General features: G+C 67.7%; 14 protein-coding genes. 9 read left to right on the top strand and 5 right to left on the bottom strand.

The annotated features are described in order from the left end of the window. Positions 1-4: 4 nt before the first annotated feature. Genes ACNJ7E_RS36715 through ACNJ7E_RS36705 form a run of 3 tightly spaced genes read left to right on the top strand, consistent with a single transcriptional unit; the run spans position 5 to position 1936 of the window. The gene (locus ACNJ7E_RS36715; RefSeq protein ID WP_418342163.1) at positions 5-994 is read left to right on the top strand and encodes an NAD-dependent epimerase/dehydratase family protein; all 990 of its coding nucleotides are present in this window, start codon (positions 5-7) and stop codon (positions 992-994) included. Continuing rightward, a complete protein-coding gene (locus tag ACNJ7E_RS36710; RefSeq protein ID WP_280781570.1) occupies positions 991-1560 on the top strand; it encodes a mismatch-specific DNA-glycosylase in 570 nt (189 codons plus the stop codon). The genes ACNJ7E_RS36715 and ACNJ7E_RS36710 overlap by 4 nt, the downstream gene beginning before the upstream one ends. Before the next feature lie 25 nt (positions 1561-1585). Then, the gene (locus ACNJ7E_RS36705; protein WP_280781571.1) at positions 1586-1936 is read left to right on the top strand and encodes a hypothetical protein; all 351 of its coding nucleotides are present in this window, start codon (positions 1586-1588) and stop codon (positions 1934-1936) included. A gap of 13 nt (positions 1937-1949) precedes the next feature. On the opposite strand, the gene ACNJ7E_RS36700 is transcribed toward ACNJ7E_RS36705, so the two are convergent. Next, positions 1950-3344: an acyl-CoA dehydrogenase family protein gene (locus tag ACNJ7E_RS36700; protein WP_280781572.1), complete on the bottom strand. Its 1395-nt coding sequence runs from the start codon at positions 3342-3344 to the stop codon at positions 1950-1952. A gap of 131 nt (positions 3345-3475) precedes the next feature. Here ACNJ7E_RS36700 and ACNJ7E_RS36695 point away from each other — a divergent pair, with 131 nt between their 5' ends. Both ACNJ7E_RS36695 and ACNJ7E_RS36690 read left to right on the top strand, forming a co-directional pair. Further along, the gene (locus tag ACNJ7E_RS36695; RefSeq protein WP_418342162.1) at positions 3476-4285 is read left to right on the top strand and encodes a class I SAM-dependent methyltransferase; all 810 of its coding nucleotides are present in this window, start codon (positions 3476-3478) and stop codon (positions 4283-4285) included. 53 nt (positions 4286-4338) lie between these two features. Next, on the top strand, positions 4339-5007 hold the full coding sequence (locus ACNJ7E_RS36690) for a L,D-transpeptidase family protein (RefSeq protein ID WP_280781574.1): 669 nt from the start codon (positions 4339-4341) through the stop codon (positions 5005-5007). 60 nt (positions 5008-5067) lie between these two features. Here the strand turns inward: ACNJ7E_RS36690 and ACNJ7E_RS36685 are convergent, their stop codons facing one another. Further along, entirely contained in the window at positions 5068-6765 is a 1698-nt protein-coding gene (locus tag ACNJ7E_RS36685; protein WP_005239073.1) for a fumarate hydratase, read from the bottom strand. Positions 6766-6942: 177 nt separating this feature from the next. Between ACNJ7E_RS36685 and ACNJ7E_RS36680 the strand changes: the two genes are divergently transcribed. After that, positions 6943-7713, top strand: a complete 771-nt coding sequence (locus tag ACNJ7E_RS36680; RefSeq protein WP_418342161.1) for a CPBP family intramembrane glutamic endopeptidase — start codon at positions 6943-6945, stop codon at positions 7711-7713. A 9-nt stretch (positions 7714-7722) separates the two neighbouring features. On the opposite strand, the gene ACNJ7E_RS36675 is transcribed toward ACNJ7E_RS36680, so the two are convergent. Then, positions 7723-8967 carry an esterase/lipase family protein gene (locus ACNJ7E_RS36675; protein ID WP_280781577.1) on the bottom strand — a complete coding sequence of 415 codons (1245 nt, stop codon included), beginning with the start codon at positions 8965-8967 and terminating at the stop codon, positions 7723-7725. A gap of 324 nt (positions 8968-9291) precedes the next feature. After that, complete coding sequence (locus ACNJ7E_RS36670; protein ID WP_280781578.1) at positions 9292-9429, bottom strand: hypothetical protein; 138 nt, start codon at positions 9427-9429, stop codon at positions 9292-9294. A 304-nt stretch (positions 9430-9733) separates the two neighbouring features. Between ACNJ7E_RS36670 and ACNJ7E_RS36665 the strand changes: the two genes are divergently transcribed. Further along, positions 9734-10252: an OmpA family protein gene (locus ACNJ7E_RS36665; protein ID WP_280781579.1), complete on the top strand. Its 519-nt coding sequence runs from the start codon at positions 9734-9736 to the stop codon at positions 10250-10252. Positions 10253-10261: 9 nt separating this feature from the next. Here the strand turns inward: ACNJ7E_RS36665 and ACNJ7E_RS36660 are convergent, their stop codons facing one another. Next, complete coding sequence (locus ACNJ7E_RS36660; protein WP_418342160.1) at positions 10262-11392, bottom strand: NADH:flavin oxidoreductase; 1131 nt, start codon at positions 11390-11392, stop codon at positions 10262-10264. A 138-nt stretch (positions 11393-11530) separates the two neighbouring features. Here ACNJ7E_RS36660 and ACNJ7E_RS36655 point away from each other — a divergent pair, with 138 nt between their 5' ends. Next, complete coding sequence (locus tag ACNJ7E_RS36655; protein WP_280781581.1) at positions 11531-13162, top strand: amidohydrolase; 1632 nt, start codon at positions 11531-11533, stop codon at positions 13160-13162. Next, positions 13159-14562: a chloride channel protein gene (locus ACNJ7E_RS36650; RefSeq protein WP_105421383.1), complete on the top strand. Its 1404-nt coding sequence runs from the start codon at positions 13159-13161 to the stop codon at positions 14560-14562. The genes ACNJ7E_RS36655 and ACNJ7E_RS36650 overlap by 4 nt, the downstream gene beginning before the upstream one ends. Positions 14563-14600: the final 38 nt, after the last annotated feature.

The raw sequence follows: 14600 nt of genomic DNA, 5'->3' as shown, positions 1-14600 counted from the left end.
CACCTTGCTGGTATTGGTCACGGGGGGAACAGGGTTCGTCGGGGCGTGGAGCGCGAAGGCGGCGGTGGACGCCGGTCACCGGGTGCGCTTCCTCGTGCGGGATCCTGCTCGCCTCGTGACCAGTGCCGCGGCACTCGGACTCGACACGTCCGATCACGTGGTCGGTGACATCACGGACACCGTGTCCGTGCGCCGCGCGCTCGACGGCTGCGACGCCGTCATCCACGCCGCGGCCGTGGTCGCGGTCGACCCGCGACGGGCGGAGGAGATGCTGGAGACCAACCTGGCAGGTGCGCAGAACGTGCTGGGAACCGCGGTCGAGCTGGGCCTCGATCCGATCGTCTACGTCTCGAGTATCGCCGCGCTGTTCCAGCCGGGGGCCCGGCTGCTCACTCCCGAACTGCCGGTGTGCGGGCCTCCCGACGCGTACGGCCGGAGCAAGGCACGTGTGGAGCAGTACGCCCGCGATCTTCAGGCCAACGGCGCACCGATCGCGGTCACCTATCCGGGCATGATCGTCGGCCCGCCGGCGGGGACCCAGTTCGGTGAGGCCGCCCAGGCGGTCGAGGCCGCCGTCCACCTGCGGGGTCTGCCCGGGCGGGGAGCCGCGTGGACGATGGTCGACGTCCGGGAGGTGGCGAGCGCGCACGCCGCCCTCCTCGAGCCGGGACGTGGGGCCCGCCGGTACATGCTCGGTGGTCCCCGGATTCCGATCGCGGGGATCGCCGAGATGCTGGGCGTGATCACCGGCAAGTGGATGGGGGTGTTCCCGATTCCGGACGCCGCGTTGCGCCTGGTGGGCAGGCTGGTCGACGCCGTCGACCGGTTCGTCCCTATCGACACCCCGATCTCGGAGGCCGCGATGGAGTACTACACGCGGATGCCGGACACCGACGACCGGCCGAGCGAGAGCGAACTGGGTGTGAAGTACCGCGATTCGGCGGAAACCCTGGCCGACACCGTCGCGGGATTAGCGGAGGCGGGCCGGCTGTGAGCTTTACGCGTGCGGAGTTGGAGTCGTTCCGCGACGCCGAGGTTCCGGACCTCATCGGACCGGGCTGCCGTCTGCTGTTCGTCGGCATCAACCCGGGACTGTGGACGGCCGCGACCGGGGCACATTTCGCACGCCCGGGCAACCGCTTCTATCCGGCCCTGCTGGCCGCCGGAATCATCGAGCGTCCGATCGATCCGACGGCCGGGATGTCGGACGCGGATCGCGATCACCTGATCGGGCGGGGCGTCGGCATCACCAACCTGGCCCCGCGGGCCACGGCGAAGGCGGACGAGTTGTCTGGTGAGGAACTGGCCGTCGGCGCCGAGCGCCTGCGCGCGGTGGTCCGCGACACCGCTCCCCGAGTGGTCGCCGTCGCCGGAATCACCGCCTATCGCACGGCTTTCGGGGAGCGTGCCGCGAAGAAGGGTAGGCAACCCCGCGATCTCGAGGGCGTGGAGTTGTGGCTGGTGCCCAATCCCAGCGGGCTCAACGCTCACGAAACAGTCGCCACGCTGGCCGCGTCGTACCGGGAGGCGGCCATCGAGGCGGGAATCGTCTCCGGTTGACTGGGCAGATCGCTAGGCTGCGGAGATGACCGTCGTCTACAACCTCTTCCTCGTCTGCCACCTGCTCGGCATGGCTGCCCTCGTCGGCGGTTATTTCGCGGTGCTCGGAGCGCCGCGGATCTCCGAGGTGATGGTGTGGGGTGCGCGGCTCCAGTTCGTGACGGGACTGATCCTGGTCGGGCTCGGGGAGGCAGTGCTGGACAAGGACTACAACCACGTCAAGATCGGCGTGAAGCTTCTGCTCTCACTGGTGGTGGTCGCGCTCGCCGAGATCGTCCGGGGCAAGCAGAAGAAGGGGCAGGAGAACCCGAACCTGGTCCACGTGACCGGTGGGCTCGGCATCGTCACCGTCTTGGTGGCCGCCCTCTGGACCTGATCTCGGGCGGGTATCACTTCTTCGGCGGGGCAAGGATTTTCATCGCCAGTCGCTGCGCGGACTCGGGCATCCGGTCTTTCATCGACATCGCGAACTCGCCCGCCTTCGTGCGCACGGACGTGCCCCTGCCGAACCGCCGGTTGAAGGCGGATCCCTCGGTCGGCTGATCGAAGTGGAGGGGCGGGGCCCCGTCCGCGGCGCCGAGTGCGCGCCCGATCACCATCCGCTGAATCTCGCTGGTGCCCTCGAAGATGGTGTACAGCTTGGCGTCCCGGTACCACTTCTCGACGGGGTGGTCGCTGATGTATCCCCACCCGCCCATCGTCTGCAGTGCGCGTTCCGTGGTCTTCACCGCGACCTCCGACGCCGCGAGTTTCGCCATCGAGCCCTCGCCGTGGCGGAACTCCACGCCCGCCGCCGCCATCCACGACGCCCGCCACGTGAGCAGTCGCGCGGCGTCGATCTGGGTTGCGAGGTCGGCCAGCGGAAACGCGATGCCCTGGTTGTCGATTATCGGGCCGCCGAACGCCTCGCGGCGGTTCGCGTACTCGGTGGCGTATTCGAGCGCGGCGCGGGCGATGCCCAGCGCCTGAGCGGCGACCATGGGGCGTGTCTGCTCGAACGTGCCGAGGGTGGCCGATTTCCGCCGGGGCGCGCCGGTGGCCACCTCCTCCTGCACCTCACGGGCCTTCCGCATGCGGTTTTGCAGCTTGTCGTCGCCGCCGAGCAGATGGTCGGAGGGGACCCGCACCTGATGGAATTTCAGCTCCGCCGTGTGCGACGCGCGGCAGCCCAGCTTGTCGAGCTTGCGGACGAGTTCGATACCCGGGCTTCCTCCGGGGATCACGAAGAGCGCCTGCCCGCGATGGCCCAGATCCGGATCGACGGTCGCGTTCACGACGTGCACGTCGGCGATGCCCCCATTGCCGATCCACATCTTGTGGCCCTCGATCACCCACTCGTCGCCGTCGCGCGTCGCGGTGGTCCGCAGATTGCGGACGTCGCTGCCGCCCTCGGGTTCCGAGATACACAGTGCGGCGAGTTTCAGGTTGCCGGGCTCGCCGAAGCATTCCGGTGCCCACCGCAGCATCTGCTCCGGCGTGGCGGCCTGCCCGATCGACGACAGCGCCAGCGCGGGCATCACGACGGCCAGCCCGATTCCGGCGCAACCCCAGAACAACTCCTCCATGAACAGCGGGAGGGACAGCCCGGTCGGGTCGCCGATGAGGTCGCGGTAGAACAGCGGACTGTAGAAGCCCTCTTGCGCGGCCTTCTCGAGAACGTCCCAGGGGAACTCCTGCGCGCGGTCGTGCTCGGCCGCCACCGGCCGGATGACATTCTCCGCGAAGGCGTGCGTCCGCTCGACGAGGTCTTTCTGCGCCGGTGTGAGAGCGAGGCTGAAAGTCATGGCAGTCCCTCGGTTGCCGCGTTGGTGTGCAACAACGTAACACTCACGACTCGCCGCTACCGGAATTCACGATATCTTGAAGGGTGAGAGGACTATCCCATTATCTGGTCGACATTGCTAGCGTCGAAGACATGAACGGCGACGAGACGGTCTACACCCACGGTCACGACGAATCGGTGCTGCGGAACCATCGGTGGCGCACCGCCGAGAACTCCGCCGGTTATCTGCTCCCGCACCTGCGCGCAGGCATGACCTTGCTCGACGTCGGGTGTGGGCCGGGCACGATCACCGCCGACCTCGCCGGACTCGTCGCACCCGGAGTCGTCACCGCCGTCGAGATGAACGACGAGGCGCTGTCCCTCGCCCGGAACGAGTTCGCGAAGCGGGGAGTCCCGAACGCCTTGACCGTGGTGTCGGATGTCCACGCCCTCGACTTTCCCGACGACAGCTTCGACATCGTGCACGCGCATCAGGTCCTGCAACACGTCGGTGACCCGGTGCAGGCACTGCGCGAGATGAAGCGAGTGTGCAAGCCCGGTGGGATCGTCGCCGCCCGCGACGCGGACTACGGCACCTTCACGTGGTTTCCGGCGACACCGGAACTCGACGAATGGCTGACGCTCTACAAGAAGATCGCTCGGGCGAACGGTGGTGAACCGGACGCCGGTCGACGCCTGCGGGCCTGGGCACATGGGGCGGGTCTCGGCGACGTCGTGAACACCGCGAGCACGTGGTGTTTCTCCTCCGACGAGGACCGCGAATGGTGGGGAGGATCCTGGGCCGATCGCTCGGTGCAGTCGAACTACGCGGACCGGGCGCTCGAACTGGGGCTCGCCAGCGAGGCGGACCTGGAACGCATCGCGGCGGGCTGGCGTTCGTGGGTGCGGGAGGACGACGGCTGGTTCGCGCTCCTGCACAGCGAGATCCTCTGCCGCGTGTAGCAGCGCGGGGGGAAAATCTCGCGACGAGTGCCCGAGGATGGAACACTCGCCCCATGACGACGTTACGGGTGGGTCGACTGTGGTTGGCGGGACTGATGGTGGCTCTGATCGGGCTAATGCTCGTACCCGGCGCCTCCGCGGCACCGGACCGAGCAGTCTTCTCCGGCGGCTCGGACCAGGTGATCACCGTCTACGCCCCGTCCGCGGGGGCAGTGGTCGCCGAACTGACCGCCTGGGAACGGAATGCGGACGGCACGTGGAAGGTGTTCGCGGGCCCCGTCCCCGCCGACGTCGGCGCGGAAGGAATCGGCGCGGCGAACGAATTCTCCACCCGCACGCCTGCCGGTGTCTTCCCGCTGTCGCAGGCATTCGGCCGGCAGCCCGCACCCGAGACGGCGATGCCGTACTTCCAGTCCGATCGACGTGACTGGTGGGATGCGAATCCGCTCTCGCCGACCTACAACACGCACGTCCGTCAGGACGCGAGCCCCGGTGGGAACAGCGAGAACCTCTACGCGGCCGGACCGCTGTACGACTACGCGGTCGCGATCGGCTACAACGCCGCCCGCGTTCCCGGCCTCGGTTCGGCGATGTTCCTGCACGTCACGGACGGCACCACCACCGAAGGGTGCGTCGCCATCGACCGCGACACGCTGACCTCACTCCTCGGCTGGCTCGACCCGGCGAAGAACCCCGTCATCGAGATCGCCGTAGGCGCGTAGCGCCCGTGCGCCTTTCTGGTTGCTCCAGCTACCAAAAAGGCGCACGGGCGGCGGAGCCGCCTACAGGCCGGGACGCTTGCCGATGGTGAGGGTGGGGGTGGAGACACCGGCGAAGAAGTCCTCGCCCTTGTCGTCGACCACGATGAACGCGGGGAAGTCCTCGACCTCGATCTTCCAGACCGCTTCCATGCCGAGTTCTTCGTACTCGACGATCTCGACCTTCTTGATGCAGTCGAGGGCGAGACGCGCCGCGGGACCGCCGATGGACCCGAGGTAGAAGCCGCCGTACGACTTGCACGCGTCGGTGACCTGCTTGGAGCGGTTGCCCTTCGCGAGCATCACCATCGAGCCGCCCGCGGCCTGGAACTGCTCCACGTAGGAGTCCATGCGACCGGCGGTGGTGGGTCCGAAGGAACCGGACGCCATGCCGTCGGGGGTCTTGGCCGGACCGGCGTAGTACACCGGGTGGTCCTTGAGGTACTGCGGCATGTCCTCGCCGGCGTCGAGCCGTTCCTTGATCTTGGCGTGGGCGATGTCGCGTGCGACGACGAGCGGGCCGGTCAGTGACAGCCGTGTCTTCACTGGGTGCTTGGACAGCTCGGCGAGGATCTCCGGCATCGGCTTGGTGAGGTCGATCTTCACGGCGGCGCCCTTGCCGGTGCCGGAGACGCCGTCGGTCTCGGCGTCGAGTTGGGCGTCGGTGACCTCGGGGAGGAACCGGCCGGGGTTGAATTCGAGCTGCTCGAGGAAGACGCCCTCGGGGGTGATCTTCGCCTTGGCCTGGCGGTCCGCCGAGCAGGACACGGCGAGAGCGACGGGCAGTGACGCGCCGTGGCGGGGCAGGCGGATGACGCGGACGTCGTGGCAGAAGTACTTGCCGCCGAACTGTGCGCCGATGCCGATCTGACGGGTCAGCTCGAGCACCTTCTCCTCGAGTTCCAGGTCGCGGAAGCCGCGGCCCGTGATCGCTCCCTCGTTGGGGAGTTCGTCGAGGTAGTGCGCGGACGCGTACTTGGCCGTCTTGAGCGCGAACTCCGCGGACGTGCCGCCGACGACGATCGCGAGGTGGTACGGCGGGCAGGCTGCGGTGCCGAGGGCGCGGATCTTCTCCTCGAGGAACCGCATCATGCCGTCCGGGTTCAGGATCGCCTTGGTCTCCTGGAACAGGTAGGACTTGTTGGCGCTGCCGCCGCCCTTGGCCATGTACAGGAACTTGTAGGCGTTCTCGTGGCCGGTCGCCGTGTCGGCGTAGAGCTCGATCTGGGCGGGGAGGTTGCTTCCGGTGTTCTTCTCGTCCCACATCGTGATCGGCGCGTTCTGCGAGTACCGCAGGTTGAGCCGGGTGTAGGCATCGTAGACGCCCCGGGCGATGGCCTTCTCGTCGTCGCCGGGGGTGAGGACGTGCTGGCCGCGCTTGCCCATGACGATCGCGGTGCCGGTGTCCTGGCACATCGGCAGCACGCCGGCCGCGGAGATGTTGGCGTTCTTGAGCAGATCCAGTGCCACGAACTTGTCGTTGCCCGATGCCTCGGGGTCGTCGAGGATGCTCGCGAGCTGCGTCAGATGGTCGCTGCGCAGGTAGTGCGAGATGTCGTGGAGTGCGGTCTCGGTGAGCAGGCGCAGCGCCTCGGGCTCGACGGACAGGAAGGTGCGGCCGTCGGGTCCTTCGACGGTCGACACCCCCTCGGTGGTCAGCAGCCGATATTCGGTGGGGTCCTCACCGATGGGCAGCAAGTCCTCGTAGAGGAAGTCGGCCATTCTATCTCCTGGACAGCGGGTTGTGTGAAGTTCGTATCCAGGCTAGACGCGGGCTCCGGCGGCCCTGTGACGCGGGGGCATGCTTCGACCTGCGCAGTGGCGTGGCTCACAGAGGTTTCACAGACGAATCCGTACACTTGACTTGATGCGTGTTCACGAACCAGATCGGCCGGCCGAATGACCCTTGAAGTCCAGTACGCCGGAGCTGTCGACGGCGAGACGTCCGGTGCACGCGCGAAGCGGCCCGTGCTGCATGCCTACCTCGACATCGCGATCGTGGTGGTCGTCCTCGTGACCACGAATCTGATCGCACACTTCACCACCGCGTGGGCGAGCATCGCCACCGTTCCCATCGCCGCTGTCGTGCTGCTCGTGCTCACCCGCCGCCGCGGACTCGGCTGGGTCGAACTGGGGCTCTCGCCCCGGCACTGGCGAAAGGGTTCGTTGTACGCGCTGGCGGCGATGGGACTCGTGATCGGCGTCGTGGCGATCGGCGCGGCCCTGCCGATCACCCGCCCCTTCTTCATGGCCGACCGGTACGCCACCCTGTCCGGTGCGCTCGTCGCGTCGATGATCGTCATCCCGTTGCAGACCGTCATCCCCGAGGAGCTCGCGTTCCGCGGCGTGCTGCAGGGCACCCTCGGCCGGGTCTACGGCGCACGTGGCGTGTTCGCGGCCGGATCGCTGATGTTCGGTCTCTGGCACATCGCGTCGTCGCTGGGACTGACGTCGGGTAACAAGGGGCTGTCCGGGTTCCTCGGAGGCGGGGTTGCCGGTCAGGTGCTGGGCATCCTGGGGGCGGTCGTCGCCACCGCCGCCGCGGGCGTCGTGTTCACCTGGCTCCGCCGCCGCAGCGGCAGTCTGATCGCGCCCATCGCGCTGCACTGGTCACTGAACGGTGCGGGCGCGCTCGCCGCCGCCATCGTGTGGCACACGACCATGGCCTGAGTCCGGACGTCAGCCGGCTTGCGGCGTGCCCAGCCATTCGAGCAGCTTCTCGTACACCGACTCGTGGTTGAGCATCGTGAAATGGTTCGCGGGCGCGAGGTGCATGCCGTGCTCGGCGCGGAAGCCGATCATCCGCGTCCTGTTCCGGCCGGACGCGCTCGGCACGAGCACCATGCCGTCGCCGAGCAGGCGACCCAGCGGATGCCTCGGGCTGCGCGTGATGGTCGCGGAGACGAAGTAGTACGTCACGCCGTCGAGGAGTGGGACCTCGCTGCACGCCGCGGCGCGGAGTGCGTCCGGATCGCGATCGCGCCAGTCCTCGTCGACGAGTGAACCCTGGTTCAGATCCCGGATGCCGGCGCTCCTTCTGCGCAGGAGCCCGGAGATCGCACGCGTCTCCGGCAGTGCGGCCAGGCCGGCACTCGCATAGTGGACGGCCTGCTCCAACGGGGCGCCGAGGTGGGGTGAGCCGAGACTCACGACGTGCCGAACCCGGTCCACCCACGGCCGGTCGTCGAGGAAGGCGATCCGGCAGGCGCTGCGGGCCACGAGGCCTCCCATGGAATGCCCGACGAGTGCGATCGACTCGACCTCGACCGGCCAGTTCTCGGTGACCGCGTCCAGAAGTTCGGACAGGCTCCTGCCGTTGCCCGAGATGTGCCTGCCGGAGTTGTACCGGATCTGTAGCGCCGTGTACCCCAGGTCGGTTCCGAGCCGTTCACCGTAGGTGGGACGGCGGCCCAGCGCCCACGCGTCCTCGGTCTCGACGAGTCCGTGCAGGAAGACGACGATGCGGCCGCCGGCGTGCGGGAAGGCGTCGGCGAGCGCGGATCTGTCCGGCGCGAGCGCGACACCGTTCACCCGTATCGCCAGGGGTTCGGCGAGCGGCGATCCCTCGGCTTCCAATACGTCACCGATCAGCCCCTGGATCGCGGCGATGGCCTGGGCTCCGCGGCGTGTCTGGGACGGGGCGAGGTTCTCCGACGACGGGAGGTCGAAGAACCGACCTGCGAGGGAGCCGCCGAGACGCGCGGTGTCGGCGACAAGTGCGTACACGGCGCCCGAGATCTCGTCGTGGAGCAGCTTGGCAGGAAGGGCGTGGGAGCCGACGCCGAGCCGGACGCCGGCGAAGACGCGATCCGAGATCGCGCGGTGGATGCTGCCGATGCCGGTGGCGGCGCCTCCGATTTCCTCGAGGGCCAGCCGGGCGAGGGCCCGTACCTCGGAGCGGCGTCTAATCTGCGCATCGGTCACGAAATTTGAGTGTACGCATGTGCACTGAGATGTGCGCGTGTTACGGAAGTGTCGAGAATATGCAGTGCAGTCGATTATTTCGAGAATAAATCAACCGTGAAGCGGAAAACCTGATCTTCGACGCTCGGCTCAATTGGTCGCCCGACCAATTCCGGCGAAAATGCTGGTGACGCGGATAATGAACATGTTCACCCTGGGATTACTCGTCGTGATAGATACGTGATTGAGTCGATCGAAGGGCGCCCGCAACGCCGTGACGGGGTTCGCGCGCCTGGAGCGTGCGAACCCCGTCTCGGGTGTTCAAGTCTTGTGCCAGCGGAAATGCTAGCCAATCGTGGCCGAGGCCGCGGTTGCGGCGTCTGCGCCACCGCCCAATGCATCGGCGGAACCCGAGAAGAAGTCCAGGGCACCGGCGAGGTCGGAGAAGGCGGAGAAGAATTCGGACAGGAAGGCGAGATCCATGCTTTTAACTCCTTGCTCGGTTGTGGGCATTTATGTCGGCGCTGAGCGGGCGCCGGATTCATTCCTACCGTTATTGAAATGAGATCGCAATCCGAAGGTTTAACCGAAATGAAACGCGGGCTGAATTACCGGGTTCCGACCAGGTGAGAAGCCCGTGTCCGGATTCACATCCGACGACTCGGATCCCACGATGTGGGAGCCGGGACACTGCCCGAATACCGCCGTCGACGAGCGTCGGCGGGGCTATCCTCGTCCCACGACGTGTAGCGCCTTCCGGACATACCGACGTATAGGGGAATCCATCATGCGCAAGACAATCGTCACCGGTATCGCGGTCGCGGCCATCGCGCTGCTCGGCGCCGCCGGCTGTTCCGACGACTCGAACGAGGCCCCGATCGCGACCACGACGACCTCGTCGGCGTCCGAACGGGTGGAGGGCGCGATCAGCAGCGTGCAAGCCACGGCGTCGTCCGCCGTCAACACCGCGCGCGAGGCCACCCAGAACGCGATCAACTCGGCCATCGCGGCGGTCCCGATCGGATTCGAGTCGGGAACCGCCGAGCTCAACGCCGTCTCGGACGTGACGATCAAGGCGGTGGCCGCCGCGATGAAGGCCGGCGACAGCAAGATCGAGATCGAGGCGTACGCCACCAACTCGGACGAAGCGGCCGCCGAACTACTCGCCGATCAGCGCGCCCAGGCCGTCGCCAACGCGCTCGAAGCGCAGGGCGTCGACAAGGGCCGCATCTCGGTCGACGGAACGGCCAACCCGCCCGAAGGTGTCAACGTCGATCAGGCGAAGATCACCGTCGAGGACAGCTGACCGGCCCGGTCAGTGCAGGACCGCCCGGTGCTCGTTGCTGTACGGGATGTGCTCGGCGGTTCTGCCTTCGCGGAGTTTGAGCACCCACTCGGGATCGGACAGCAGTGCGCGGCCGACGGCCACGAGATCGAACTCGCCGTTCTCGTACTGCGCGAGCAGGCGGTCGATACCGGCGGTGTTCGACGCGCCGTCCGAGGTGAAGGCCGTCGTGAACACGTCGTCGAGACCCACCGAACCGACCGTGATGGTGGGTAGTCCGGTCAGCCGTTTGGTCCAACCCGCCAGACCGAGTTCCCCGTCGTCACCGGCCAGCTCGGGGAAGGCAGGTTCCCAGTGCCTGCGGGTGGAGGGGTGCAGCACGTCGACACCGGCGTCGACGAGGGGTGCGAGCACGGCCGCGAGTTCGTCGGGGGACTGCGCGATCCGCGAGTCGTAGTGGTTCGACTTCCACTGGCTGAAGCGGTAGACCATCGCGAAGTCCTCGCCGACGGCCTCGCGAATCGCTGCAACCACCTCGACGGGGAATCGGGTGCGGGCCTCGAGGGATCCGCCGTAGCCGTCGGAGCGGACGTTCGTCCGATCCCACAGGAACTGGTCGAGGAGGTAGCCGTGCGCCCCGTGCAGTTCGATGCCGTCGAAGCCCACGTCGCGCGCGTTGACGGCGGCCGCCACCCAGGCCTCGCGCAGCGCGTCGAGATCGGACGCGGTGAATTCGCGTCCCAGGTGGGTCCCGTCCAGGGCGAGTCCGGACGGGCTGGCGGTGATCACGTCCGGATTCATGCGGGGCTGCGGGCCGCGTTCGACGCCCAGATGCCACAGCTGCGGGATGATCTGCCCGCCCTCGTCGTGGACCGCGTCCACCACCGATTTCCAGCCCGCAAGGCTGTCCCGCCCGTAGAGGACCGGCACCCGGGTGTGCGATCCGGCGGCCGGGTCGGGAATGTACGTGCCCTCTGTGATGACGAGTCCGACCCCGCCCGCCGCGCGTCGGCGGTAGTACGCCGCCACATCGTCCCCGGGAACGCCGCCGGGGGAGAAAGCTCTGGTCATGGGTGCCATCGCGAAGCGGTTCCGTAGCCGGAGAGATTTGACGGCGAACGACTCGAAGAGCCCGTCCACGGGTAGCGGTGTTTCGGTCATGCCTGTCTGCAACTGATCTTGGTTACGCACTATTCCTGCGTACGGCCTGCTGTGTAGTTGTAATCTGAAGTCACAGTCGACACTCGCTGCCGGCGCGTGGGCTCTCGCCCACGCCCGGTCTGACGGGAGGGTGCACTGATGGGCACGAACGACGGAAAACCTGCCGATCTGGTGCTGTTCGGTGACGTGGTCACCATGAACGACGCCGCGCCACGCGCTCGGGCAGTCGCGGTGCGCGACGGGCGGATCGCCGCCGTCGGCAACGATTCCGCGGTGTTCCCGCTGATCGGACCGGCAACGATCACGGTCGACCTGCACCGCGCATGCATACTCCCGGGCTTCATCGAGGCGCACGGCCACCCGCTGAACTCCGCGGTGTTGCTCGGCGAACCGGTGGTGGACATCAGGCCGGTGACCATCGCCGATGCGGGGGAGGTGGTCGACGCCGTGCGCCGCGCCGTCGACGAACACCCCGACGGCGCCGTCCTCAACGGCTGGGATCCCCTGCTCCAGAAGGGACTGCCCGAACCGACCCGTGAATGGCTCAATTCGATCGCTCCCGACACGTCCCTGGTGATCCTGCACAACACCGGCCACGTGGCCTACTTCAACGACGTCGCCGCGCGGGATTCCGGATTGACCAAGGACACGCCGGACCCCGAGGGCGGTAGTTTCGGCCGCGACGAGTCGGGTGAACTGGACGGTTCGGCGTTCGAGGCGCCCGCAGTGATGGCAGTGGCCGCCACGATCCTCGCCGGCGCCAGCACCCGGCTCCCGGAGCTCCTCGCCGCGGAATGCGCGCGGATGAACGCGGCAGGGATCACCACCGCCAGTGAGATGGCGTTCGACCCACGCTTCCGTAGCGCCCTGACCGCGTTCGCGCGGTCCGGCGCTCTCACCACCCGGCTGCGGCTGTACGAGATGTCGAACCCGGAGCGCGCCACGGACGTGTCACCCGGAGTCGGAAACGACCTGCTGCGCCAGGTGGGCATCAAGATCTGGTCGGACGGCTCGCCGTGGGTGGGCAACGCCGCCACCAGCTTTCCGTACCTCGACACGGACGTCACCCGGTCGCTCGGCCTCGCCGGAACGCGTGGTGAGGCCAATTACACGACGGACGAGATTCTCGAGATCAGCAAGCCGTACTTCGAGAAAGGCTGGCAGATCTCCTGTCACGCCAACGGCGACGGCGCGGTCACCCTGGTGCTCGATGCATGGGAGCGGATGCTGGCCGACTCCCCACGTGAAGATCACCGGCTCCGGCTCGAGCACGTCGGTGCGATGACCCCGGACCAGTTCCGCCGAGCGACCGAACTCGGCGTCACGTGCAGCATTTTCGTCGACCACCTCTACTACTGGGGCGACGTCCTCGTCGACGATCTGTTCGGTCCCGAGCGCGGAGCACGTTGGGCGGCTGCAGGTTCCGCGATCAAGGCGGGGCAGCGGATCTCGTTCCACAACGACGGCCCGGTCACCCCGACAAACCCGCTGCGCAACATCGCCGACGCCGTCACCCGCCGCACCCGGTCGGGACGTGTGCTCGCTCCCGAGGAACGGATCTCCGTCCCGGACGCCCTGCGGGCCGAGACGATCAACTCGGCGTGGCACCTCCGGAGTGAGGACGCCATCGGGGCGATCGTCCCCGGTATGCACGCCGATCTCGTCGTGTTGTCGGCCAATCCACTGCTGGTGGATCCCGACGACATCGCGGACCTCGAGGTGCTCGCCACGATCCTGGAGGGTCGGACGGTCTTCGGAAAGCTGGAGTGATCCGGGTGGCGCCCGGGTCGAGGGCTCTGCGGTCGATCGGGACGTCAGCCGGAAAGTGGATCCGGACTTCGGGTTACACCCGCAAATGGCTGGTTCTCGGCGTCGTGATCGGGATCGTCGCCGGGCTCGGAGCGGTCGTGTTCTACGTCGCGCTGAGGGAGGCGACGCAACTGCTGATCGTCGGCATCGGGGGCTACACCCCGCCCACTGCGGCGGGCGATGGTGGGGCGGTCGGCAGCCGGGAGTTCACGAGACCGTGGGCGATCCCGCTCGTGGTGTGCCTGGGTGGTCTGGTGTCGGGCATCATCGTGTTCACGCTGGCGCCGGAGGCCGAGGGGCACGGCACCGACGCGGCGATCGACGCCGTTCACCGGGACCCTCGGATGATCCGTGTCCGCGTCGTGCTCGTGAAGCTGGTCGCGTCCGCGATCACGATCGGGTCCGGCGGGTCCGGCGGTCGCGAGGGACCCACCGCGCAGATCTCGGCGGGTTTCGGATCGCTTCTCGCCCGCAGGCTGGACCTGTCCCCACGGGACGGTCGGATCGCCGTGGCGATCGGGATCGGCTCCGGCATCGGCGCGATCTTCGGGGCCCCGCTCGGCGGCGCGGTGTTGTGCTGCACGATTCCCTACAAGGAAGACTTCGATTTCGAGGTGCTCGTGCCGGCGCTGGTCACGTCGATCGTCAGCTACACCGTGTTCGGCAGCTTCCTCGGTTTCGGTCCACTGTTCGGGTATGCCGCTCAGGACTACGTCTTCGACACCCCGGTCCAGCTGGTGTGGTTCGCGCTCATCGGTGTGCTCGGCGGCCTGATCGGATTGCTGTACAGCGGGACGTTCTACACGGCCGTCGATCTCACCCACCGTCTGCCCGGCAGCCGGATCGTCAAACCGGCGGTCGGCGGGCTGCTCGTCGGGCTGATGGCGCTCGTGTTGCCGGAGGTGCTGGGCAGCGGTTACGGCTGGATCCAGCAGTCGATGGCCCGCGGCGACCTCACTGCCATCCCGTTGTGGGTGGTGCTGCTGTTGCCGTTCGCGAAGATCCTCGCGACGTCGCTGTCCATCGGCTCGGGGGGATCGGGCGGCATCTTCGGACCGGGAATGGTGATCGGGGCGTTCACCGGCGCCGCGGTGTGGCGACTGCTGGAACCGATCGCCCCGGGCGTCCCCGACAATCCGGCGCCCTTCGTCATCGTCGGAATGATGGCCTGCTTCGGGAGCATCGCCCGCGCGCCGCTCGCGGTGATGCTGATGGTCGCGGAGATGACGGGAAGCGTCGGTGTGCTGGTGCCGGGGATGATCGCCGTCGGCCTCGCCTATCTCATCGTGCGCCGATCGGGGAAGACGATCTACCGGGCGCAGCTCGAGAACCGCGCGGAGGCTCGGCTCGCCCCGGGATGATCGGATCGGGGTCCGTGTGTGGAGGGCCGGGTGGATTC

This window comes from Rhodococcus mengyinensis (assembly GCF_048381435.1).
GTDB lineage: Bacteria > Actinomycetota > Actinomycetes > Mycobacteriales > Mycobacteriaceae > Rhodococcus_F > Rhodococcus_F opacus_D.
Note: the sequence above shows the minus strand (reverse complement) of the source record. Positions and strands in the feature narration are given on the sequence as shown.

Coding starts and splice junctions, on each gene's coding strand:
- ACNJ7E_RS36655 (WP_280781581.1), top strand. CDS start 11,531: ATGGGCACGAACGACGGAAAACCTGCCGATCTGGTGCTGTTCGGTGAC.
- ACNJ7E_RS36665 (WP_280781579.1), top strand. CDS start 9,734: ATGCGCAAGACAATCGTCACCGGTATCGCGGTCGCGGCCATCGCGCTG.
- ACNJ7E_RS36680 (WP_418342161.1), top strand. CDS start 6,943: ATGACCCTTGAAGTCCAGTACGCCGGAGCTGTCGACGGCGAGACGTCC.
- ACNJ7E_RS36690 (WP_280781574.1), top strand. CDS start 4,339: ATGACGACGTTACGGGTGGGTCGACTGTGGTTGGCGGGACTGATGGTG.
- ACNJ7E_RS36685 (WP_005239073.1), bottom strand. CDS start 6,765: ATGGCCGACTTCCTCTACGAGGACTTGCTGCCCATCGGTGAGGACCCC.
- ACNJ7E_RS36670 (WP_280781578.1), bottom strand. CDS start 9,429: ATGGATCTCGCCTTCCTGTCCGAATTCTTCTCCGCCTTCTCCGACCTC.
- ACNJ7E_RS36660 (WP_418342160.1), bottom strand. CDS start 11,392: ATGACCGAAACACCGCTACCCGTGGACGGGCTCTTCGAGTCGTTCGCC.
- ACNJ7E_RS36695 (WP_418342162.1), top strand. CDS start 3,476: ATGAACGGCGACGAGACGGTCTACACCCACGGTCACGACGAATCGGTG.
- ACNJ7E_RS36700 (WP_280781572.1), bottom strand. CDS start 3,344: ATGACTTTCAGCCTCGCTCTCACACCGGCGCAGAAAGACCTCGTCGAG.
- ACNJ7E_RS36705 (WP_280781571.1), top strand. CDS start 1,586: ATGACCGTCGTCTACAACCTCTTCCTCGTCTGCCACCTGCTCGGCATG.